Below are 21,082 nucleotides of genomic sequence, written 5' to 3'. Positions count from 1 at the left end.
CCGCATTGTCTGTTGTTCAACCCCCCGCAACCGCCTCGAAAGGGAGTCATGACCCGCGTGGTCCTGCTGGGCTCTTCGCCCGGCCCTGACACCGCTCCGACCGGCCTGAGGCTCGCCGTGTTGCCCGGCGCCCCCACCGTGGCCGAGCGGCTACGCAGCCAGATCCTCTCCCTGGATCCGCGGCCCGCCACCATCGCGTCCGGCGACCTGGCCGCCGCGCTGCGCCACCTCGCCGACGTCGCCGACTCGGCGACGGAGAGCCTGTTCCTCATCCCCGACAACTCCGTGATCCACGACGAGCTGATCTACCAGATCACCAAGTCGAAGCGCGGCGTGCTGGCGCTCATCGCCAAGGAGCCCCGGCCGGAGCTCACCGAGGAGGAGGCGGAGCGGGAGGAGCAGATCCCGATCGAAGAGGCCGAGCCGGAGATCAGCGACCGCAGGCACGAGGGGCTGCCCGTGCGCGCGCGGCGCGGCAGGTCCAGGATCGTCTCGGTCGGCACCGCCCACCACGCCGTCACCAGGCCCAACGCGGTGATCCTGGGTCCGCTGCACGTCAGCGCGCGCAACGCGCCCGTGCTGGCCGAGACCTGCCGCGAGCTGGCCGCCGTGGCCGATCAGTTCGGCCCCGACGACGACCTCATGCAGCTCATCGTGTTCGGCCTGGTGCGCAAGGGCGTGTCGGTCGGCAGCCGGGGCCGCCGCGACCTCTACTACCGCCGCATCGCCTCCCAGGAGGACCTCGACGAGGCCGTCGCCGTGATGAGCGGCATCGACGAGGACCGCGCCCGGCTCGACAACGCGGTCAAGGGCGCCGACGGCTTCTTCACCACCTACTTCGTCTCCACCTACTCGCGTTTCATCGCCCGCTGGGCGGCTCGCCGCGGGCTGACGCCCAACCAGGTCACGCTCATCTCGATCACGCTGGGCGTGCTCGCCGCCGCATGCTTCGCGACGGGCGACCGGCCGTGGATGGTGCTCGGCGGCGTGCTGATCTACTTCGCGTTCGTGTTCGACTGCGTCGACGGGCAGGTCGCCCGCTACGCCCGCAAGTTCGGCGTGCTGGGCGCGTGGCTGGACGCGACGTTCGACCGGTTCAAGGAGTACGTCGTCTTCGCCGGTCTGGCGATCGGCTGGGTGGTGTCGGGCAACGGCGACGACATCTGGATCCTCGCCCTGGCGGCGATCGGCCTGCAGTCGGTGCGTCACCTGCTCGACTTCTCCTTCGGCATCGCCAACCGCCGCAGCAAGCCGCCGGCGCAGCTGCCCACGCTGCCGCTGACCGCGCCCGACGACCGCGATCTGCGCGAGGCCCTGGAGCGCCGCAAGGTCGAGCGCAGCCACGGCATCCGGGGCCTGCTGAAGATGTGGAGCAAGGCCGGCCGGTACCGAGCGGTCCACTGGGCGCGTAAGATGATCGTCTTCCCCATCGGCGAGCGGTTCGCGGCCATCGCGATCACCGCCGCCCTCTTCGACGCCCGCATCACCTTCCTCACGCTGGTGGTCTGGGGCGCCGTCGCCGCCGTCTACACCCTCACCGGACGCCTCATGAGGTCGCTCGCATGATCACCCAACCGCAGGCCGCCGCCACCCCCACGCCGGACCCCGACGAGGAACGCCGCCGCGTCCAGACCGCCCGGCTGCTCGCCTACCGCGACGACGGCCCGCTCGTCCACGTGCTGGCCGGGCGGCTCGGCAAGGGCCTGCCGCCCGTCCCGGCGACGCTCGCCGCCCTCGTCGCCGTCGTCGCCGTGACCGCCTCCGGCCTGCTGGAGCCGGGGCCGATGGTCCTCGTCCCGGTGCTGGTCGCGATCGTGCTCATCCTGCCGACCGCGCCCCGCGACCACCTGGGCCGCCTCGACTGGCTCACGCCGCCGCTGCTGCGCGGCACCGAGTTCCTCACCATCATCGCGGTGGGCCTGGCGGCTGACGCGCCCAAGTGGCTGCTGTTCGTGCTCGTCTACGTGGTCGGCTACCACACCTACGACACCGTCTACCGGACACGGCAGAGCATCTGGCCGCCCGCGTGGGTGTTCCACGCGGGGCTCGGCTGGGAGGTACGGCTGCTCATCATCGGCGTGGGCGCGGCCCTCGGCTGGCTGACGGTCGTGCTCGCGGTGCTGACGGCGTACCTGTTCGTGCTCTTCGCGGTGGAGAGCGTCACGAGCTGGGTGCGGCTGGACAAGGCGTCGGCGCAGGCCGGCGCGGACGCCGAGCAGGACCTGGAGGCCTCCCCCGAGGACGCGCTGGAGCAGGCCACCGGCGAGGCCGAGAAGGGCTGATCCCGCTCCTCGCCCGACGACAGGCGCCGAGCCCCGCACAGGGGTCGGCGCCTGTCGCGTTTCCGCCCCAAGCGGACGGCACGAGCGGACGGCACGAGCGGGGTGGCACGAGCGGGGTGGCTTGACACCGGGCCGCTTGACACGGCGTCGACGACTGTGTTTACCTCCGCGAGAGAGCGCTCTCTCGGTTGTCCGCCTCCGCACCCCCCCAGGAGCAAGCGATGACATCCCGCCCCTCCCTCTCCACACCCCGCAGGCGCCTCGCGGCCCTGGCCGTGGCCCTGGCCACCATGGCCGCCCTCCTCGTGCACGTCGCCGTGAGCGCCGCCGCCGCCGTGCCGCCCACGCCCTCAGGCTGGTCGCTCGTCTGGTCCGACGACTTCGACGGCTCCGCCGGCTCGCCGCCCTCCGCCGCGAACTGGATCGTCGACACCGGCCACAACTACCCCGGTGGGCCCGCCAACTGGGGCACCGGGGAGATCCAGAACTACACGGCCGACCCCGCCAACCTCGCCCTCGACGGCGCCGGCAACCTGCGGATCACCCCGCGGCGCAGCGCCACCGGCGCGTGGACGTCCGCGCGCATCGAGACCAGGCGGAGCGACTTCAAGCCCGCCGACGGCCGCGTCCTGCGCATCGAGGGCCGCATCCAGATGCCCGACGTGACCGGCCAGGCCGCCCTCGGCTACTGGCCGGCGTTCTGGGCGCTCGGCTCGCCGTACCGGGGGAACTACTGGAACTGGCCGGGCATCGGCGAGTTCGACATCATGGAGAACGTCAACGGCCTCAACGCCGTCTGGGCCGTGCTCCACTGCGGCGTCAACCCCGGCGGGCCGTGCAACGAGACCAACGGCCTCGGCGCCAGCCGCGCCTGCCCCGGCTCCACCTGCCAGTCGGCCTTCCACACCTACCGCTTCGAGTGGGACCGCGGCGTCACCCCCAACGAGCTGCGCTGGTACGTGGACGGCCAGCGGTTCCACAGCCTGAACCAGTCCCAGTTCGACGCGGCCACCTGGACCGCCATGACCGGCCACGCCGGCTACTTCCTGCTGCTGAACGTGGCCATGGGCGGCGCCTTCCCCAACGGCGTGGCCGGCTTCGGCACGCCCACCGCCGCCACCGTGCCCGGCAGGCCCATGGTCGTCGACTACGTGGCGGTGTGGCAGAGCGGCGGCCCCGGCCCGACGCCCACGGTCACGCCCACCGTCCCCGGCGGCGTGGACGCCCGCTCGACCATCCAGGCCGAAAGCCACCAGGCGCAGTCGGGAACCATCATCGAGGCCACCACCGACACGGGCGGCGGCCAGAACGTCGGGGCGATCGGCAACGGCGACTGGCTCCGCTTCGACGGAGTCGACTTCGGCGGCAGGCCGGCCACCCAGTTCCGCGCGCGGGTGGCGTCCGGGGCCGCGGGCGGGGTGAGCGGTCTCGTCCAGGTGCGGCTGGGCAGCCCGTCGGCCCCGCCGATCGGCGACCTCGCGGTGGCCGGCACGGGCGGCTGGCAGAGCTGGCGGACCGTGCCGGCCAACATCTCGCCGGTGACGGGCAGGCACACGGTCTACCTCACCTTCACCAGCGGGCAGCCGGCCGACTTCGTCAACGTCAACTGGTTCACCTTCTCCGACTAGCGCGCGACTGGCGCTCCCCCGGCCGGACGGAACGCTCAGGAGGAGTCGCGTACGACGAGCCGGGCCGGCAGGACCACCGGGGCGGCGTGCCGGCCGTCGAGGCGCGACAGCAGGAGGCGGGCCAGGGCGAGCGCCTGGTCCGTCACCGGCACCCGGACCGTGGTGAGCGGCGGCGCGGTGCACGAGGCCGCGTCGATGTCGTCGAAGCCCACCACCGCCAGGTCGTCCGGCACCCGGCGGCCCGCCTCCCGCGCCGCGCGCAGCGCGCCGATCGCCAGGTCGTCGGAGGTGGCGAAGACGGCGTCCAGCCCCGGGTGGTCGGCGAGGAGCCGCCGGGCGGCCTGCTCACCGGAGTCCCGGTCGTGGCCCGCCGGCTCCAGTACGGGCCGCAGCCCCGCAGCCGCCAGCGCGGCGCGATGGCCGGCCAGCCGGTCCTGGACGGCGGTCAGGTCCATCGGCCCGCAGATCACGCCGATGCGGCGACGGCCCCGCTCCAGCAGGTGCGCCGTGGCGGCCGCCGCGCCGCCGGCGTGGTCGGCGTCCACGTACGGGACGAGCGAGGCGATGGCGGGCTTGCCCAGCAGCACGACGGGCACGCCGGTGCGGGCCAGCCGCTCGGCGAGCGGGCCGTGGCCGTCGGGCGGCAGCAGCACCACCCCGTCCACCTGCCTCGCCTCCACGTGCCGCTGGACGCGCCGCTGGCCGTCGGCCGTGTCGGCGAGCATGAGCGTGATCTGCTTGCCGGCCCCTTCGAGGACGCTGGTGACGTAGCGGACGACGGCCGCGAGCAGGGCGTCACCTCGATGCGCGGCCGTGGACAGCACCACGGCGACCGCGTCGGTGCGGCGGGTGACGAGGCTGCGGGCGGCGGCGTTCGGCACGTAGCCGAGCTCCTGCACGGCCCGCAGCACGGTGGCGCGGACCTCCGGGCTGACCGACGCCTCGCCGTTGACGACGCGGGAGACGGTGGCGCGGGAGACGTTCGCGCGGGCCGCGACGGTCTCCAGCGTGGGCCGCTTCGGCCGTTCGCCGCCGAGCCCGCCCCGCCGGACGACGTCGCGGTACCACAGGGCGCTGTCCTTGAGCCGCCGCCGCTGGGTGGCGAAGTCGACGTGCACGATGCCGAACTTGCGCCGGTAGCCGTCGGCCCACTCGACGCAGTCGAGCAGCGACCACAGCAGGTAGCCGCGCACGGGAACGCCCTCGTCGAGGGAGATGCGCAGGGCCCGCAGGTGCTCTTCGACGAAGCCGGTCCGGTCGACGTCGTGGATGCCGTCGGCGGTGACGACGTCCTCGAAGTCGGCGCCGTTCTCGGTGATCATCAGCTCGGTGCCGGGGTAGTCGGCGGCCAGCCGCCGCAGGACCAGGGACAGGCCGCTCGGCACGATGGGCCAGCCCATCGCGGTCACGGCGGTCGGCACGCTGCAGAACAGCACGCCCTCGCTGCCCGGGAAGTCGGGCTGGGCCGGCGCGCCGGGCTGGGCCTGCACCGCGATGGGGGCGTAGTAGTTGACGCCGAGCAGGTCGATGGGCCGGCCGATGACGTCGAGGTCGCCGTCGCGGACGTGGTCCAGCCCGGCGGTGCGCGCCACGAGCGGCAGCAGTTCCTCGGGGTAGCGGCCGCGCAGGACGGGCTCCAGGAACTGCCGGTTGTGCAGGGCGTCGATCCGGGCCACCGCCTCGGCGTCCTCCTCCGGCGGGCGCAGGGAGAAGTCGGCGAGCTGGGCGGGGGTGAGCACGGGCGACAGGTTCAGCACGATGCCGGCCTTGGCGGCGCCCTGCGCGCGCAGCCCCTCCAGCGCGAGCCCGTGGCCGAGCAGCATGTGGTGAGCGGCGACGAAGGCGTCGGCCGGCGAGCGGCGGCCGGGGGCGTGCACGCCGGAGGCGTGGCCGACGAAGGCCGCCACCCACGGCTCGTTGACGGTGAACCAGGTGTCGACGCGGTCGCCGAGCCGGGCGTGCACGGTCCGCGCGTAGTCGGCGAAGTGGCCCGCCGTGTCGCGTGCGGTCCAGCCGCCCCGGTCCTCCAGCGCCTGCGGCAGGTCCCAGTGGTAGAGGGTGGCGTATGGCGCGATGCCGGCGGCCAGCAGCGCGTCCACCAGCCGGTCGTAGAAGTCGAGCCCCTTGCCGTTGACCCGGCCGCGCCCCTCGGGCAGCACCCGGGGCCAGCTCACCGAGAACCGGTAGGCCGTCAGGCCCAGGTCCTTCATCAGCCGGACGTCCTCGGGGTAGCGCCGGTAGTGGTCGCAGGCCGGATCGCCGTTGCGCCCGCCGGCGAAGGTGTCCCAGATGCACGGCCCGCGGCCGTCCTCGGCGGTGGCCCCCTCGATCTGGTAGGCGGATGTGGACACTCCCCACACGAACCCCTCGGGGAACCGTGCCGTACTCATGTGTGACAACCCTTCGGCGACTCTGGCGGCGCCCAGTCTGCCTCGTCGCGTCGTGGCGCGGCTAGGCGATATACAGGGCGCGTGGAACTGGACCAGCTTGATCGTGACATCATCGCGGCACTCGTCGAGGACGCCCGCGCGACCTACGCGGAGATCGGCCATCAGGTGGGGCTGAGCGCGTCGGCCGTCAAGCGCCGGGTCGACCGCCTGCGCGAGACGGGGGCGATCACCGGTTTCAGCGCCCGGGTGGCGCCGCGGGCGCTGGGCTGGACCACCGAGGCGTACGTCGAGCTGTTCTGCCAGGGCAAGACGAAGCCGTCCGACATCGCCGTGGCGGTGGCGAAGTTCCCGGAGGTGGTGGCGGCGGCGACGATCACGGGCGAGGCCGACGCGTTGCTGCACATCCGGGCGACGGACGTGCGGCACGTGGAGCGGGTCATCGAGCGCATCGCCGCCGAGGCGTTCGTGGTGCGCACGAAGAGCTCCATCGTGCTGTCGAGGCTGATCGACCTGCCCCCTGGCGCGGCGGTGCCGGACGCCCGTACGGGCTCGCCGGCCGCCCACGGAACCGCCCCCTGAGCCGCCCGCCGAGCCGCCCCTGCGCCGCCGCCGGGGCGCGTCCTGACGGGTGGGGCGCGGACGGCGCAACGGATCGGGCGCCGCCCGCCCGAATGCGCAACGGACCTGCGCCAAGACGCAATGTCAATCCCTGGCCTGCGCGAACGTGGATTCCTAGGCTGTGTCCGTCACCCTCCGTGTACCCACACCCCTGAACGACGATGACGGAGTCCCGCATGCCCAAACACTTCCTCATGTGCCGCCCGGAGCACTTCGCGGTCGAGTACGCGATCAACCCGTGGATGGACCCGGCGGCGGGTGCCGACCGCGACGTGGCGATCCGGCAGTGGGAGGGCCTGAAGGCGGCCTACGAGGAGCTCGGGCACCGCGTCAGCCTCATCGACCCGGTCGAGGGGCTGCCCGACATGGTCTTCGCCGCCAACGGCGCGCTGGTGGTGGACCGGCGCGTGTACGGCGCCCGGTTCGCCTTCCCGCAGCGCGGCCCGGAGGGCCCGGCCTACCTGCGCTGGTTCGCCGAGCGGGGCTTCGAGGTGACGGAGCCCGCGCACGTCAACGAGGGCGAGGGCGACTTCCTCACGCTCGACGACGTCGTGCTGGCGGGCACCGGCTTCCGCACGGACGTGGCGGCGCACCTGGAGGCCCAGGAGTTCGTCGGCCGCCCGGTGATCTCGCTCAAGCTGGTGGACCCGCGCTTCTACCACCTCGACACGGCGCTGTTCCCGCTGGACGGCCGCAACGTCTGCTACTACCCGGAGGCGTTCTCGGAGGGCAGCCGGCGGCTGCTGCGCCGGATGTTCCCCGACGCGGTGCTCGCCGGCGCCCGCGACGCGGAGGTGCTGGGACTCAACGCGGTCAGCGACGGCACCCACGTGGTGATCAACGCCGAGGCCTCCGACCTCCAGTTGGAGCTGAAGCGGCGCGGCTACGAGCCGATCCCGGTCGACCTGTCGGAGCTGCGCAAGGCCGGCGGCGGCCCGAAGTGCTGCACACTGGAAATCAGGGGGGAACAGTAGAATGACCACCAGCGCAGAGCTGATCGAAGTGATCGAGCGCCGCAGCGCGCACAACTACCACCCGCTTCCCGTGGTGATCCGCGAGGCCGACGGCGCGTGGGTGACCGACGTGGAGGGGCGGCGGTTCCTCGACTGCCTGTCCGGCTACTCGTCGCTGAACTTCGGCCACGGCAACCCGAAGATCCTGCAGGCCGCCCAGCAGCAGCTCCAGAACCTCACGCTGACCAGCCGGGCCTTCTACCACGACCAGTTCGCGGCGTTCTGCGCCGGGCTGGGCGACCTCACCGGCAAGGACATGATCCTGCCGATGAACACCGGCGCCGAGGCCGTGGAGACCGCCATCAAGGTGGCCCGCAAGTGGGGCTACGAGGTCAAGGGCGTCGAGCCGGACCAGGCCACCATCATCGTGATGGAGGACAACTTCCACGGCCGGACGACCACGATCGTCAGCTTCTCCACCGATCCCGACGCGCACGACGGTTTCGGCCCGTACACGCCCGGCTTCAGGATCGTGAAGTACGGGTCGATCGAGGCGATCCGCGAGGCGATCGACGCCAACACCGTGGCCGTGCTGCTGGAGCCCATCCAGGGCGAGGCCGGGGTGCTGGTGCCGCCGGACGGCTACCTCACGCAGGTGCGCGAGCTGTGCACCGCCGAGGGCGTCCTGATGATCGCCGACGAGATCCAGTCGGGGCTGGGCCGCACGGGCAAGACGTTCGCCTGCGAGCACGAGGGCGTGGTGCCCGACATGTACGTGCTGGGCAAGGCGCTGGGCGGCGGCGTGGTCCCGGTGTCGGCCATCGCCGCCGACACCGACGTGCTGGGCGTGATCAAGCCGGGTCAGCACGGGTCCACGTTCGGCGGCAACCCGCTGGCCTGCGCCGTGGGCAACGCGGTCATCGAGATTCTCAACACCGGCGAGTACCAGGAGCGGGCCGCCCGGCTCGGCGAGGTGCTGCACGCGCGGCTGCGCGAGCTGCTCGGCGACGGCGTGGTCACCGTGCGCGGGCGCGGGCTGTGGGCGGGCGTCGACATCGATCCGTCCCTGGCCACCGGCCGCCAGGTGTCGGAGGCGCTGATGGAGCGGGGCGTGCTGGCCAAGGACACGCACGGATCCACGATCCGGCTCGCGCCGCCGATCGTGATCTCGGAGGAGGACCTTCTCTGGGCCGTGGACCGGCTGGCCGAAGCCATCGCGTCCTTCCGCCGCTGAGCCACCGGACCGCCGGACCACCGGACCACCGAGCCCGGACCACCGGACCAGCCGGGGCCACCGGGCCCCGGCGGCCACTGACCGGACGGCCCGCGCCACCGACCTGCCGGTGGCGCGGGCCGTTCCGCTGTGCGGGTCCGACCTCGCCTCGGGGACGGCCCACGCACGGCGGTGCGGGCATCCCGTCAGGAGACCGGGGCGCCGGGCGGTGCGGCGCTCGGAGCCGGGCCGTCGGTGACACCCGAGGTGGGAGCACTCGGCGCCGGGCTGTCCGATGCCTGCGCGGGGCTTCCCGTCGGCCCGTCCGCGGGGGCGTCCGTCGGGCGAGGGGCGTCCGGGGCGTCCGACAGCGGCGTGCTCGGCCGGGCGGAGGCCGGCGAGTCCGACGGCGGGGCGGTGGGCGGCGGCGTCGAGGACTCGGTCGGCGCCGGCATGCAGTCGCTGCGCTGGATCCCGGCGGGAGTCTCGGGCAGATCGTCCACGACCGACACCTTCAGCTGGGCCGTGTGGGCCACGACGCTGCCCACCGGCGCCTTGGCGGTCTTGCCGTCCGCGACCGTCGTCCGTTCGCCCAGCATCATGCGCGTCTCAGGATCGAAGATGATCTCCTCGTGGACCCCCGTCCGCGCCCATGTGCGGCCGAGAGCCACACCGCGGCGCCCGGCGGAGTCCGCGACTCCCGGCGTCTCGACCACCCCGTCGATCGACTTGATCGCCTCGTACAGGGCGGCACGCTGCTCCTTGGGCAGGTATCCCTCCCGCAGGATCTCCACGGCGTCCTGGAAGGCCCGCACGTCGGCCTCCGCTTTCGGGGATGCCCCCGAGCTCCCCTGGTAGAGGTGGTCGCGCATCGCGGCGGGGTCGGTGGGCAGCGTGCTCAGGTAGGCGAAGTCGTCCCTGTGCCGCCCCTTGTCCTGCGGGCAGGAGTTGAGCAGGGTCCAGTCGGAGCCCCGCCAGTTCGCGGCGTCCTCCGGCAGGTCCTTCTCCCCCGGATGAGGCTTCGGCTCGCGGCCCTCGATCAACAGGAGGCCGTCGGCGCTCCCGTCCACCGACTGCCAGATCTTGCGGTGCGTCCGGTAGAGGTGGCGGGTCTCGCCGTCCTCGCGGATCGCGTGCGACTCGTACATGGTGTCCGACTCCACCAGGATGAACTGGCCCGGCTTGGGGTCCAGTTCGGGGATGGAGACGCCGGTCTGCGTCACGGAGGTGGCCGCGTCGGGGCCCTGCCTCTCGCCCGTCAGGGCCACGGCCACGCCCCCGACCAGAGCGACCGTGATCCCGAACGCGGCCACGGCCTGCCAGCCCAGGCGCGGCCGGCGCAGGCCGCCCCGCCCGCGCGCCTCCCGCAGCAGCCGGTCGCGGGCCCGCTCGCGGGCCTCGTCGGAGTACGGCGGAGCGGCGGGCCGGCCGTCCGCGAAGACGCGGATCTCGTCATCCATGCTGGGACTCCTCTGCGAAGGGGTTGGCGCCGCCGAGGGCTCTGCGCACCTTCACGCGGAGCCGGTGCAGCCGGGACCGGACCGTGCCGACGGGCACGCGCAGCGCGACGGCCGCCTCCTCGTAGGTGAGGTCGGCCCAGGCGAGGAGCAGCAGCAGGTCGCGTTCGGCCGCGCTCAACCGGGTCAGCGCCCTGGCCAGCCTCGGCTGCAACTGCTCGGCGGTGACCCGGTCGGCGCTGCGGTCGTCGAAGGTGCCGGGCCGTTCGACGCTCACCTTGGACAGCGCGTGGTTGCGCCGCCGTTCGGCCCGGCGGTGCTGGGCGACGACCTTGGTCGCGATCCCGTACAGCCAGGGCCGGGCGTCCGGCCAGGCGCGGTCGTAGCGCGCCCGCCCCCGGAAGGCCGCCAGGAACACCTCTCCCGTCACGTCGTCGGCCAGTTCGGCCCCGAGGCGACGGGCGGCGTACCGGTGGATCTCCGCGGCGTGCCGGTCGAACAGCGATGCGAAGCTCTCCGGATCGCTCAGCGAACGCTCGATCAGCTCCGAGTCGTCCAGCTTTTCGGGTAATGCCCGAACACTCACCACGTGCCGGTCCTCTCTCATGCGGTCACCCTGTTGTTGGCCGCAGAGGCAGGACCGGTTCCACCTGTTTCGCCGGGTTCCCCCGCGCGATCAGCTCGGTGACCGGCCGAGGACGCGCGTCACCCGAGCCGGACGGTGTCGATCTCCTGGAACTCCCCGTTCTTCGACTCGTACCAGGTGGCGCGGTCGGGGAAGGTGAGCGTCGCCACGGCGTTCTGGAACCACGGCCCGTGCGTCACCCGCCAGCGGAACGGCGGCCTGGGCAGCTTCGCCAGCCGGGCGAGCAGCCCGCCGACGACGGTGGCCACGCCGAACTGGGTGAACACGTTGGCCCAGCGCAGCACGGGGCTGAGCGGGTTGCGGATGGGCGAGCAGACCACCTGCCAGACCGCGCTGCCGCGGGCCTTGGCCACGTAGGAGTAGTGGACGTCACCCGACAGCAGCACCACCGGCTTGCCGAGCCCGGCCAGCAGCCGGGCCAGGTCGTCGAAGGAGCGGCGGAACGCGGCCCAGTGCTCCAGGTCGACGGCCTGCCGGAACTTCTCCGACAGCCGCTGCACGAAGCGGCCCCAGGCGCCGTCGCACAGGGCCTCGTTCCAGTTCTGGACGTAGTGGACGCCCTCGGGCAGCATGAACGGGATCGACGAGCCGATGACGATCCGCCCGGCCGGTTTGGAGACCTCCTCGACCAGCCACTCCCACTCCTCCGCGTCCAGCATCCGCCGGTCGCCGGGGGTGAGCTGCCGGGCGCAGCGGGTGTCGACCACGATGAGGCGGGTGTGGCCGAGGTCGCGGGCGTAGCTCCACCGGTTGCTGCTGGGGTCGGCGTCGGCCTGCTCGGCGAAGGTGTCGAGCGCGTCGGCGCCGCCGCCCTTCATCAGCGTGCGCAGCAGCGGGTCGTCCGCGCGTTCGGCCGGCGACAGGTTGCCCAGGTGCTGGTAGACCCAGTACGCGCCGAGCCCGGAGATCACCCGCCGGCGCCACCAGCTCGTCGCGGCCATCTGCCGGCGCCAGGACTGGGAGGTGTTCCAGTCGTCGCGCAGGTCGTGGTCGTCGAAAATCATGGCTGTCGGCACGGTGGACAGCAGCCACCTGATCTCGGGGTCGGTCCACGCCCGGCGGTAGAGCTCGGCGTACTCCTCGTAGTCGGCGATCTCGTCCTGCGGCTCGGTGTCACGGCGCCCGCGGATGAACTCCAGCATCTCGGCGGACGGGCTGTCGGCGTACACCTGGTCGCCGAGCAGCAGCAGCAGGTCGGGCCACTCCTCGTCGCCGGCGGTCATGAGGTGGGCGCCGTAGGTGCGCAGCACGTCCTCGCCGTGGGTCAGCACGTGGGGTGTGTCGTGCGGGACGCTGGTCCGGCACGAGCCGAACGTCATCAGCCGCGGCCCCTCGGGCGGCACCAGCCGGATGCGGCTGGGCGGGCGGCCCTCCAGCGGCCAGGTCCGCTGCCCGTCCAGTTCCACCGCGTACCCGGCGACGTCCTCCGTCAGGCCGGTCAGGTCGACCACGGCGTAGTGGTGGCCGTGCACGGTGAACGTGCGTGACTCGTATCTGCGTTCGTCGGCCACCACGGCGACGGTGCACGGCGCGTCGGTCTCCACCCAGACGGAGGCGCAGGACTCATCGACGTAGCGCAGCATCGGCCCGATCACCAGTGCGGGCATCCGCACCTCCTGATTCGACAGTTCGGCACACTCCGGACCCCAAGCCTGCCAGAGTGGCACGTAGCCAAGCGCATCGGTCACCCGGTTGGATCGATGGGAGCAGATCCTTTTCGCGAAATCCAGCGGTGCCCGAAAAGACCTCGTAATAGGATCATCGCGACAAGACGCCCAAAGGGGTAGGCAATGGCGCCTATCTCGTTTGCCGGGCGTGCAGCACAGGAGGAACTCCTTCCATGACCGTCATGGTGCCGTCAAGGACGCCGGCCCTGATCACCCCGGGCCGCCAGGCCCTCGACTCCGCCCTGCACCAGCTCCACCAGGCCGCCGAGCACCTCGGACTCGACGACGGGCTGCGGGCGATGCTCGCCACGCCGCGCCGGTCGCTGACCGTGTCGGTGCCAGTCCGCCGCGAGAACGGCCGGCTCGACGTCGTCCAGGGCTTCCGGGTGCAGCACAACATCTCGCGCGGCCCCGCCAAGGGCGGCATCCGCTTCCATCCCAGCACCGACCTGGACGAGGTCACCGCGCTGGCGATGTGGATGACGTGGAAGTGCGCGCTGGTCGGCATCCCGTACGGCGGCGCCAAGGGCGGCGTCGCCGTGGACCCGGCCACGCTGACCACCCGCGAGCTGGAACGGCTGACCCGCCGCTACGTCAACGAGATCCTGCCGCTGATCGGCCCCGAGAAGGACATCCCGGCCCCCGACGTCGGCACCGACGAGCAGACCATGGCCTGGATCATGGACACCTACAGCGTCAACGCCGGCTACTCGGTGCCCGGCGTGGTCACCGGCAAGCCGACGACGCTGGGCGGTTCGCTCGGCCGAGCCGGCGCCACCTCGCGCGGCGTGCAGATCGCGGCGCTGGCCGCGCTCGGCCGCTCGCCCGAGGGCGTGACCGTCGCGGTGCAGGGCTTCGGCAAGGTGGGCGCGCTCGCCGCGCAGTACCTGGCCGACCCGGGGTGCACGGTGGTCGCCGTCTCCGACGCCACCGGCGCGGTGCACGCGGCCGGCGGGCTGGACGTCGCCGCCCTGCGCGCGTGGGTCACCGAGTCGGGCGGCGTGCACGGCTACCGCGACGCCGACGCGATGGAGCGTGACGAGCTGGTCGAGCTGGACGTCGACCTGCTGGTCCCGGCGGCCCTGGAGAACGTGATCACCGAGGAGAACGCGCCCCGGGTGCGCGCCCGGCTGGTCGTGGAGGGCGCCAACAGCCCCACCACGCCGGAGGCGGACGAGATCCTGGCCGCGAACGGCGCGACCGTCGTGCCCGACATCCTGGCCAACGCCGGCGGGGTGATCGTGTCCTACCTGGAGTGGGTGCAGAACATGCAGGCCTACTCCTGGAGCGCCAGGGAGGTCGAGCTGAAACTGCGCGACCTGATGGAGAGCGCCTACGACGAGGTGCGGACGCTCGCGACCGACCGCGGCCTCACGCTGCGGCAGGCGGCCCATGCCATCGGGGTGGGCCGCGTGGCCGACGCGCACCGCATGCGCGGCCTCTACCCGTGACCGCACGAGTGCGGCCTCCACCCGTGACCGCACAAGTTGGGTAAACCAAGGTGTCGCAGGTCAGGGCGGTGATCATGGGGATCTAGAGTGGCAGCGTGCTCAGGTTGGTGCTGTCCCTCACCCTGCTCTCCCCGTCCGGCCTCGCCGGGGCGGCCGAGCGTTCCGTCCCCGAGCACCGGGTGCTGACGCCCGGCGGCGACCGGCTGGGATACGCGCCGGTCCCCCGCCCGCACACCCAGGACCAGCGGCTGACCGGGGTGCTGATGGCCCACGATCCGGTCAGCGGCGACGTGGTGATGTGCGGCGGCACGGTGATCGGGTCGCGCAGCCGCAGCCTGGTGCTGACGGCGGCGCACTGCCTGCACGACAAGGGCAGGCGGCTGCGGCAGGTGGTGTTCCTGCCGGGGTTCGACCGGGGGCGGACGCCGCTCGGGGTCTGGCCGGCCGTACGGACCTGGGTGCCCCCGCGCTGGCGCGACCGCCCCTACTCCGCCGACCTGCTCCCGTACGACATCGGCCTGGTGGGGGTGGCCCCGCGCGGCGAGCCGCTGGAGGCGGTGACCGGGCCGGGGCTGCGGCCGCTGCGCACGGCGCGCGGCACCTCACTGCGCGGCCTGGAACTGCTGGGATACCCGGCCGGCAAGCGGTATCCGGGGACGCGGCTCTACCGCTGCCTCGGCGACGCGGACGAGGCGGTCGGCCGGGGGCCCGGGCTGCTGGTCACCCGCAACTGCCACGCCCCGGCCGGCGGCAGCGGCGGGCCCGCCCTGCGTGACGGGGCGGTGGCCGGGGTGGTGTCCTCGTCCAGCCCGCTGGGCGACCGGCGGGGGTTCACCGTGCTGACCCGGCTCGGCGGGCGGGTGTTCGGCCGGATGCTGGCCGAGTCGGACCGGTGGATGCGCCTGCGCTCACCCGCCTGACCCCGCGCGTCGCCGCCCGGCCGGGCGAGCGGTGCCGGTGCCGGTCAGGACGCCTGGGCGACGATGTCCTCGCAGATCGCGTGGGTGACGAGGGCGTCGTCCGCGCTGAGCAGCCGGTCCTCGCGGACGGCGTCGAGGAACTCCAGGCAGATCTGCTCGATGCCGCGCTGCCGGGCGACCGGCACCCAGTCGGGGCGCCGCGTGCGCGTCTCGCCGCCCGCGTAGTCGACGACGTCGCCGAGGTCGACCACCCGGCGCTTGACGCCGTCGCCCATGGCCTCGCAGGTCTCCTCACTGGCGCCGCTCATCCGGTTCATCACGCCGATCGCGGTGAACCCGTCGCCCGCCAGCTCCAGCACGACGTGCTCCAGCAGCCCGTCACGGACCCGGGTGCGGAAGCGGACGCCGGTGACCTCGCCGGGAGCGAGGAAGCGCAGCGTGTCGACCACGTGGATGAAGTCGTCGAACACCACCCGGCGGGGCGTCTCGGCGTGGCCGGCGCGGTTCTTCTCCATGAGCACCAGGTGGCGGGGCAGCGCCGCCAGGCCCACGTAGCCCGGGGCGTAGCGGCGGTTGAAGCCCACCATCAGCGATCTGCGCTCGGCGTGGGCGAGCCGGACGAGGTGCTCGCTGTCTGCCAGGTTGTCGGCGATCGGCTTGTCGACGTAGACGTGCACGCCCGCTCTGAGCAGCGGCTCGACCACCTCGCGGTGGGCGGGGGTCGCGGCGTGCACGAACGCGGCCTCGACGCCGGCCTTGACGACCTCCTCCACCGAGGTGGACCGGCCGGCCACCCGGTAGGCGTCGGCGAGCCGGTCGAGCCGGGCCCGGTCGCGGGTGCACAGGTGCAGGTCGAGCCCCGGCTGGGCGGCGAGCACGGGAAGGTAGGCCTTCTCGGCGATGTCGCCCAGGCCGATCACGGCGATCCTCATGAGGCGAGCGTAGCCTTCAGCGCATCGTCCAGGGGCGTCGGCCGGACGCCGAACGTCTCCTGGAACGCCGAGGAGTCGAGCTCGTACGGCGCGACGAACTGGTAGCGGACGTGCCTCAGCTCCCCGAGCATCGGCGAGAACAGTCCGAGCGTGCGCACCAGCGGCCAGGGAAGCTGCACCATCCGGGGCGCCGGCTTGCCGAGGATCGCCGCCATCCGCTCGCCTAGTTGCCGGAAGCTGACCGGGTCGGTGGTGGGCACGTGCCACGGCCGTCCCCAGGCCCGCTCGTTCGCGCCGGCCACGATGAGCGCGTCGGCGACGTCCGGCAGGTACGTCCAGCTGTGCGGCATGTCGGCGGGCCACGGGACCTGGATCGTCTTCCCGGCGCGCAGCGGCGCGAGGAAGCGCTCGCCGAGGTAGGACTGGTCGGTGGTGCCGGGGCCGAAGTAGTCGGAGCCGCGCACCTCGGTCACCCTGATCCGCCCGGCTTCGTGCGCGGCCAGCGCGTCGACCCACATCTTCGCCCGGACCTGGGCCTTGGGGCTGGTGGAGGCGAGCGGCAGGTCCTCGGTCATCGGGCCGGTGACCGGGCCGTACGGGTAGAGGTTGCCCAGGATGACCAGCACGGCGCCGGTCGCCTCGGCGGTGGCCAGGAACGACTCGGCCATCGGCGGCCAGTCGGTGTGCCAGCGGTGGTAGCGGGGGTTGACACAGTTGTAGAGGACGTCGGCGCCCGCGGTGACCTCGGTCAGCCGACGCCGGTCGGCGACGTCGGCCGCCACCCGGGTGGCCCCGGCGGGGCCGCTGCCGGAGCGGGTCACGACGGTGACCTCGTGGCCCTGGGCGAGGAGCTTGGTGGCCAGGTGCGTGCCTACCTGGCCGGAACCCACGACAACGTGCTTACCCATGATCAGACCTGCTTCCAGACGACGCGGAGGACCGCGTTGACGACGAAGGCGACGGCGAGGACGGCGGCCGGGAACGCGCTGCCGGCGGCGTAGAGGGCGAGCGCCCCGCCGCCGAACCAGACGATCTCCAGCGCGGCTCGGGCCAGGCCGGTCAGCGGGAAGACGGCGTTCGCGCCGCCGCCGGCGCCGAACAGCGCCCAGGCGGCCACGAACAGCGCCGGCGCGCCCAGCCCGGCCAGCAGCTTGATCGGCCAGTGGGGGCTCACCCTGAATCCCCAGTAGCCCGCCGAGGCCAGCACGCTCAGCTCCAGGACGAACATCAGGGCCATGTTGGCCCCCTTGGCGATACCGAGCATGACCGACCTCCAGTGACTGCCGTTCGCTTACGAGAGCAATGCTCTCTCAAGAGAGCAGCTCTCGTCAAGAGCGGTGCTCTCGTATCTGCTCACCGCTCTGATAGCGTGCTGGGCATGACAGCGAGCCGCACCGCGAGAGAACGCGTCAGAGCCGAGCTGACCAGGGAGATCGCCGACATCGCCCGCCGGCAACTCGCCACGGAGGGCGCGGGCGGCCTGTCGCTGCGGGCCGTGGCCCGCGAGATGGGCATGGTCTCCTCGGCCATCTACCGCTACTTCCCCAGCCGCGACGACCTGCTGACCACACTGATCATCGACGGCTACAACGCGCTCGGCGAGGCCGTCGAGCGGGCCGACGCCGCGAGCGCGCCGGACGACTTCCCGGGCAGATGGGCGGCGGTCTGCCACTCGGTGCGCGACTGGGCGCTGGCTCACCCGCACGAGTACGCTCTGCTCTTCGGCTCACCGGTGCCCGGCTACCAGGCGCCGCAGGACACGGTGGCGGCCCGGGCCCGCGACGTCACGGTGTTCGGCCGGCTGGTGGCCGACGCCTTCCACGCCGGCGCGCTCACCCCGCCGGACATGGCCCCGCCGCCCTCACCGGCCGCGGCCGCCGAGGCGGCGCGGCTGGCCGAGCTCATGCCGGGCGTGCCCGAGGACCTGGTGCTGCGCGCGCTCGCCACATGGACGTGGCTGTACGGGTGGGTCAGCTTCGAAGTGTTCGGCCAGTTCGAGAACACGATCGAGGACAGGAGAGCCGCCTTCGCCCACACCGTGCGCCTCCAGGCCGGAATGATGGGCCTCGCCTCCTCCCCGAACGCCTGACCTGCAGCCCCGCCAGGGAAGGCGTCGATCATCCGGCTCCCGGCCGGCGGATCACTGGAAGAACAGCCGGAACGCCGCGTCCCGAGCCAGCAGAAAGCCGACGATCGCCAGCGTCCAGCTCACCATCGAGGCGGAGTGCTTGGTCAGCCAGGCGCGCATCCGCTCCAGCTTCGGCTCCCACCAGGCTCCGGCCATCGCCCGCAGGCCCATGAGAGCCAACGGGGGGAGGATCATGACCAGCACGTACCCGGCGAGCAACGGCACCCACTGGCCCGCCACCAGCCCGGAGGTGGTCATCATCCCGACGGCGGCCAGATACGGGACCATCGTGGCCACCTCGACCATCCCGGCCGTCAACGCCAGCACCACCATCACCCGCGGCCCGCCCGTCCGCGGCTCCAACCGGCGCTCGGGCAGGCCGCGCTTCGCCCGCCACTTGGCATCGAACCGGTAGCTCAGCACGAACAGCCCCACACCGAGCACGAGTTGCACCCAGTACGCGGGACGACTGCGCAACGCCTCGCCGAAGCTCTCCATCGCCACGGAGAGGCCCAGCATCAGCGCGACCCCCACCAGGAAGTAGAAGACCGCGATGGTCCCCAGGTAGATCAGTAATCGCGACGCTCCAGACCGCCCCGCCAACAGCAGGTAGATCGGGATGACGAGGGTGCCGAAGCTGGTGCTGTCGACCACCGCCAGCGCCGCAAGAGTGAGCACCAAGCCGATTGTCATACGGAGATCCTGCCGGTGAGAAGGGGTCGGCACCTCCTCCACCGGGCCGAACCGGCATACACCCTTCGATGCATCCACCCGAGGGCAAGGCACGCCCAGGCTGAGACGTACCTGACGAACCGGGCTGAAACCCATCGCCGGGCAGTGTCATGATGATCCGAAAACACGTACAACAGCCGACTGATCAAGGAGACATTGCAGCGATGGACGAGTTGATCTGAGAACTCGACACAGCCGTGTGGCGTAAGTCCACCCGATCGGGACCCGACGGCGGCAACTGCGTTGAGGTCGCCGAACTCTCCGGCGGACGCCGAGGTGTCCGCGACAGCAAGAACCCCACTGGCCCCGCGCTGATCTTCACTTCCAGCGAATGGGACGCCTTCATCGACGGCGCGAAGAATGGCGAGTTCGACTAGCCAGCCCCTCCGACGGCCTCGACGATCACCCCATGGTCCCGCCGGAGCGTGTCCGCAAGCGTGACGAGAGCGACCTGGGCGAAGGGGTAGAGCGAGTCCGGTTGAAGGCGCTGCCCGCGCCGGAGGCCCGCACTTTGGGCCTGCATCTGATCAGCGTCCGGACGCTACTGCGCTGGGCGGTGAACAGCCGCCGGTTTGGCATCGCCGGATGTATCGACGGGCAGCTGATCCACCAGTTCGTCCGGGAGCGATTCGGCCCCGACGTCCCCATTCCGTCGTATGCGACGTTGCGCTGGGTGTGGCTGGAGTGGTTCGGATCGGGCGGGGCCCGGCAGAAGTACGTCCGCAGCGCCGCGCGCCTGAAGCCGAGCGGGCAGCACATCGTGGTGCACCGGCCGGGCCACCGCGCAGACGGCGCCGAAGACTGCAACCCGAGTGCGCCTAAAGAGTCCCGCAACGAGGTCGTACCCCGTCTGGGAGATGAGGATCGTACGCGGACAGAGTTCACCGCGTTAGCCGTCACGGCCGATCAGTCGCCCGCGAAGCGCTGAGATATCACTCTCACCGAGCCCCGCCGCTCGCAGATGGCTCTCCACGTCCAGTCCGTCTAGCGTGTCGATGAGGGCGGCGCGGGCCGTAGTGTTCTTACGCGCCAGAATGTCTCGGATCGCCTCGGTCTGATCATCCATCTCCCAGGCGGCGAACAGCGCAGGCAGCCGATCGGCGCTCAGCTCGTAGTCCGAGGCGATGTCATCGCCCCCGACACCGGACAACGCCAGCAGCAGCATGGCGATCAGCCCGGTGCGGTCACGGCCAAGGCCGCAGTGGAACAACACGCCTCCCGGTTGCGCATGGGCGACGGCGTGCCCGAGCAACGCGCCGATCCGACCGGATCGGCTCTCCCATCAGCGGCGCGCGCCGGTCGCGGTGTCATCCGGCCTTCCTAATACCGGTGGAAGGCTGGGAACCGTGGGCGGCGGCGACGAGCGTGTCCCAGACCACGTAGGTACGGCTGTAGGTACCTCGCGCGGTCTCGTCGTAGCCGCCGCCCTCGGCGGGCCGCAGAATGAGGTACTGGCCGCCTTGCGAGGCCAGTTCGAAATGGCCACAGCACGAGGTGGCCCTGATCCGGTACGGCTCGTCCTGACGGACGAACGGCGCCCACTCAAGGCCGTCGTCAGGCTGATGAACGGACTCGGCTGTCATCCTCTGCTCTTTCGCTTGCGGGTGGCCTCTGCCTCGCGGGCAGGTCGGCGTCAGGGGCGATGGCTGTCGGGATCTCCTCGTTCGCGTTCACCCGGAGGTTGAGGAAAGCGAGCGCGATACCGGCATTCATGGATCTGGCCTTTGCGGGAGAGAAATCCAGCGCTATAGCGCTGTAGCGGTGAGACGGAGGGAGAGGCAGATGGATGGGCGCTTCCCCCACCTCCCCGACCCGGGCGCCCTTCCGACTGGCTCCCGGCGAGGGCTCGCGCGGCAGGAAGGACGGCCGGGGGTGGGCCTCGTAGCCAACGAACCGTCCATGCCCGCCGCAGGCTACGAGTGGGGGGGGGGGGGGGGGGGCGGGGGGGGGGGGGGGGGGGTGGGGGGGGGGGGCGGGGGGGGGGGGGGGGGGGGGGGGGGGGCGCGGCCCGGCCCGCGCGGGCCGCGCGGCGGCGGGCGGCGGGGGGGCGGGGGCCCCCGGGGGG

At 72.4% G+C, this 21,082-nt stretch carries 21 protein-coding genes; 11 read left to right on the top strand and 10 right to left on the bottom strand.

Translation table 11 applies throughout. From position 1 onward, the window contains the following. The first annotated feature begins 48 nt into the window (after positions 1 to 48). From ACGF0J_RS22510 to ACGF0J_RS22500, 3 genes are all read left to right on the top strand, one after another. A complete protein-coding gene (locus ACGF0J_RS22510; RefSeq protein WP_393148767.1) occupies positions 49 to 1,566 on the top strand; it encodes a CDP-alcohol phosphatidyltransferase family protein in 1,518 nt (505 codons plus the stop codon). Further along, positions 1,563 to 2,282, top strand: coding sequence for a DUF5941 domain-containing protein (locus ACGF0J_RS22505; RefSeq protein WP_393148765.1), 720 nt, complete (start codon positions 1,563 to 1,565; stop codon positions 2,280 to 2,282). The genes ACGF0J_RS22510 and ACGF0J_RS22505 overlap by 4 nt, the downstream gene beginning before the upstream one ends. A 221-nt stretch (positions 2,283 to 2,503) precedes the next feature. Then, on the top strand, positions 2,504 to 3,910 hold the full coding sequence (locus ACGF0J_RS22500) for a glycoside hydrolase family 16 protein (RefSeq protein ID WP_393148763.1): 1,407 nt from the start codon (positions 2,504 to 2,506) through the stop codon (positions 3,908 to 3,910). Positions 3,911 to 3,945: 35 nt separating this feature from the next. Here ACGF0J_RS22500 and ACGF0J_RS22495 read toward each other — a convergent pair whose 3' ends face one another. Beyond that, on the bottom strand, positions 3,946 to 6,300 hold the full coding sequence (locus ACGF0J_RS22495; RefSeq protein ID WP_393148761.1) for a GH1 family beta-glucosidase: 2,355 nt from the start codon (positions 6,298 to 6,300) through the stop codon (positions 3,946 to 3,948). A gap of 81 nt (positions 6,301 to 6,381) precedes the next feature. Here ACGF0J_RS22495 and ACGF0J_RS22490 point away from each other — a divergent pair, with 81 nt between their 5' ends. The 3 genes from ACGF0J_RS22490 to rocD all read left to right on the top strand — a co-directional run bounded on the left by ACGF0J_RS22490 (position 6,382) and on the right by rocD (position 9,105). Further along, positions 6,382 to 6,879 (top strand): Lrp/AsnC family transcriptional regulator, encoded by a 498-nt coding sequence (locus ACGF0J_RS22490; RefSeq protein ID WP_393148759.1) that lies wholly within the window; start codon positions 6,382 to 6,384, stop codon positions 6,877 to 6,879. A gap of 215 nt (positions 6,880 to 7,094) precedes the next feature. Beyond that, positions 7,095 to 7,892: a dimethylargininase gene (ddaH, locus tag ACGF0J_RS22485; RefSeq protein ID WP_393148757.1), complete on the top strand. Its 798-nt coding sequence runs from the start codon at positions 7,095 to 7,097 to the stop codon at positions 7,890 to 7,892. Position 7,893: 1 nt separating this feature from the next. Further along, a complete protein-coding gene (rocD, locus tag ACGF0J_RS22480) occupies positions 7,894 to 9,105 on the top strand; it encodes an ornithine--oxo-acid transaminase (protein WP_393148755.1) in 1,212 nt (403 codons plus the stop codon). A gap of 185 nt (positions 9,106 to 9,290) precedes the next feature. Here the strand turns inward: rocD and ACGF0J_RS22475 are convergent, their stop codons facing one another. The 3 genes from ACGF0J_RS22475 to ACGF0J_RS22465 all read right to left on the bottom strand — a co-directional run bounded on the left by ACGF0J_RS22475 (position 9,291) and on the right by ACGF0J_RS22465 (position 12,794). Then, positions 9,291 to 10,544: a CU044_5270 family protein gene (locus ACGF0J_RS22475; RefSeq protein WP_393148753.1), complete on the bottom strand. Its 1,254-nt coding sequence runs from the start codon at positions 10,542 to 10,544 to the stop codon at positions 9,291 to 9,293. After that, positions 10,537 to 11,148, bottom strand: coding sequence for an RNA polymerase sigma factor (locus ACGF0J_RS22470; protein WP_393148751.1), 612 nt, complete (start codon positions 11,146 to 11,148; stop codon positions 10,537 to 10,539). Before ACGF0J_RS22470 ends, ACGF0J_RS22475 begins: the two co-directional genes overlap by 8 nt. A gap of 98 nt (positions 11,149 to 11,246) precedes the next feature. Beyond that, a complete protein-coding gene (locus tag ACGF0J_RS22465) occupies positions 11,247 to 12,794 on the bottom strand; it encodes an alkaline phosphatase D family protein (protein WP_393148749.1) in 1,548 nt (515 codons plus the stop codon). A gap of 233 nt (positions 12,795 to 13,027) precedes the next feature. Here ACGF0J_RS22465 and ACGF0J_RS22460 point away from each other — a divergent pair, with 233 nt between their 5' ends. Together ACGF0J_RS22460 and ACGF0J_RS22455 are read left to right on the top strand one after the other, a co-directional pair. Further along, positions 13,028 to 14,305 carry a Glu/Leu/Phe/Val dehydrogenase gene (locus ACGF0J_RS22460; RefSeq protein ID WP_393148747.1) on the top strand — a complete coding sequence of 426 codons (1,278 nt, stop codon included), beginning with the start codon at positions 13,028 to 13,030 and terminating at the stop codon, positions 14,303 to 14,305. Positions 14,306 to 14,400: 95 nt separating this feature from the next. Next, positions 14,401 to 15,225: a trypsin-like serine peptidase gene (locus tag ACGF0J_RS22455; RefSeq protein ID WP_393148745.1), complete on the top strand. Its 825-nt coding sequence runs from the start codon at positions 14,401 to 14,403 to the stop codon at positions 15,223 to 15,225. 44 nt (positions 15,226 to 15,269) lie between these two features. On the opposite strand, the gene ACGF0J_RS22450 is transcribed toward ACGF0J_RS22455, so the two are convergent. Genes ACGF0J_RS22450 through ACGF0J_RS22440 form a run of 3 tightly spaced genes read right to left on the bottom strand, consistent with a single transcriptional unit; the run spans position 15,270 to position 17,421 of the window. Further along, a complete protein-coding gene (locus ACGF0J_RS22450) occupies positions 15,270 to 16,157 on the bottom strand; it encodes a Gfo/Idh/MocA family protein (protein WP_393148743.1) in 888 nt (295 codons plus the stop codon). Then, positions 16,154 to 17,065, bottom strand: a complete 912-nt coding sequence (locus tag ACGF0J_RS22445; RefSeq protein ID WP_393148741.1) for an NAD-dependent epimerase/dehydratase family protein — start codon at positions 17,063 to 17,065, stop codon at positions 16,154 to 16,156. Before ACGF0J_RS22445 ends, ACGF0J_RS22450 begins: the two co-directional genes overlap by 4 nt. 2 nt (positions 17,066 to 17,067) lie before the next feature. Continuing rightward, entirely contained in the window at positions 17,068 to 17,421 is a 354-nt protein-coding gene (locus tag ACGF0J_RS22440) for a YrdB family protein (RefSeq protein ID WP_393148739.1), read from the bottom strand. Positions 17,422 to 17,535: 114 nt separating this feature from the next. Here ACGF0J_RS22440 and ACGF0J_RS22435 point away from each other — a divergent pair, with 114 nt between their 5' ends. After that, positions 17,536 to 18,246, top strand: coding sequence for a TetR/AcrR family transcriptional regulator (locus ACGF0J_RS22435; protein WP_393148737.1), 711 nt, complete (start codon positions 17,536 to 17,538; stop codon positions 18,244 to 18,246). A gap of 51 nt (positions 18,247 to 18,297) precedes the next feature. On the opposite strand, the gene ACGF0J_RS22430 is transcribed toward ACGF0J_RS22435, so the two are convergent. Continuing rightward, a complete protein-coding gene (locus ACGF0J_RS22430; RefSeq protein ID WP_393148735.1) occupies positions 18,298 to 18,978 on the bottom strand; it encodes a GAP family protein in 681 nt (226 codons plus the stop codon). Positions 18,979 to 19,214: 236 nt separating this feature from the next. On the opposite strand from ACGF0J_RS22430, the gene ACGF0J_RS22425 reads away from it, so the two are divergent. Together ACGF0J_RS22425 and ACGF0J_RS22420 are read left to right on the top strand one after the other, a co-directional pair. Continuing rightward, positions 19,215 to 19,394: a DUF397 domain-containing protein gene (locus ACGF0J_RS22425; protein ID WP_393148733.1), complete on the top strand. Its 180-nt coding sequence runs from the start codon at positions 19,215 to 19,217 to the stop codon at positions 19,392 to 19,394. 32 nt (positions 19,395 to 19,426) lie between these two features. Further along, positions 19,427 to 19,945, top strand: coding sequence for a hypothetical protein (locus tag ACGF0J_RS22420; RefSeq protein ID WP_393148731.1), 519 nt, complete (start codon positions 19,427 to 19,429; stop codon positions 19,943 to 19,945). Here ACGF0J_RS22420 and ACGF0J_RS22415 read toward each other — a convergent pair. Beyond that, a complete protein-coding gene (locus ACGF0J_RS22415) occupies positions 19,907 to 20,269 on the bottom strand; it encodes a tyrosine-protein phosphatase (RefSeq protein ID WP_393148729.1) in 363 nt (120 codons plus the stop codon). The two genes, ACGF0J_RS22420 and ACGF0J_RS22415, sit on opposite strands and share 39 nt — an antisense overlap. Before the next feature lie 55 nt (positions 20,270 to 20,324). Further along, a complete protein-coding gene (locus ACGF0J_RS22410; protein WP_393148727.1) occupies positions 20,325 to 20,600 on the bottom strand; it encodes a hypothetical protein in 276 nt (91 codons plus the stop codon). Positions 20,601 to 21,082: the final 482 nt, after the last annotated feature.

Source organism: Nonomuraea sp. NPDC047897, assembly GCF_043204415.1.
GTDB lineage: Bacteria > Actinomycetota > Actinomycetes > Streptosporangiales > Streptosporangiaceae > Nonomuraea.
This window is presented reverse-complemented; position numbering and strand designations above follow the sequence as displayed.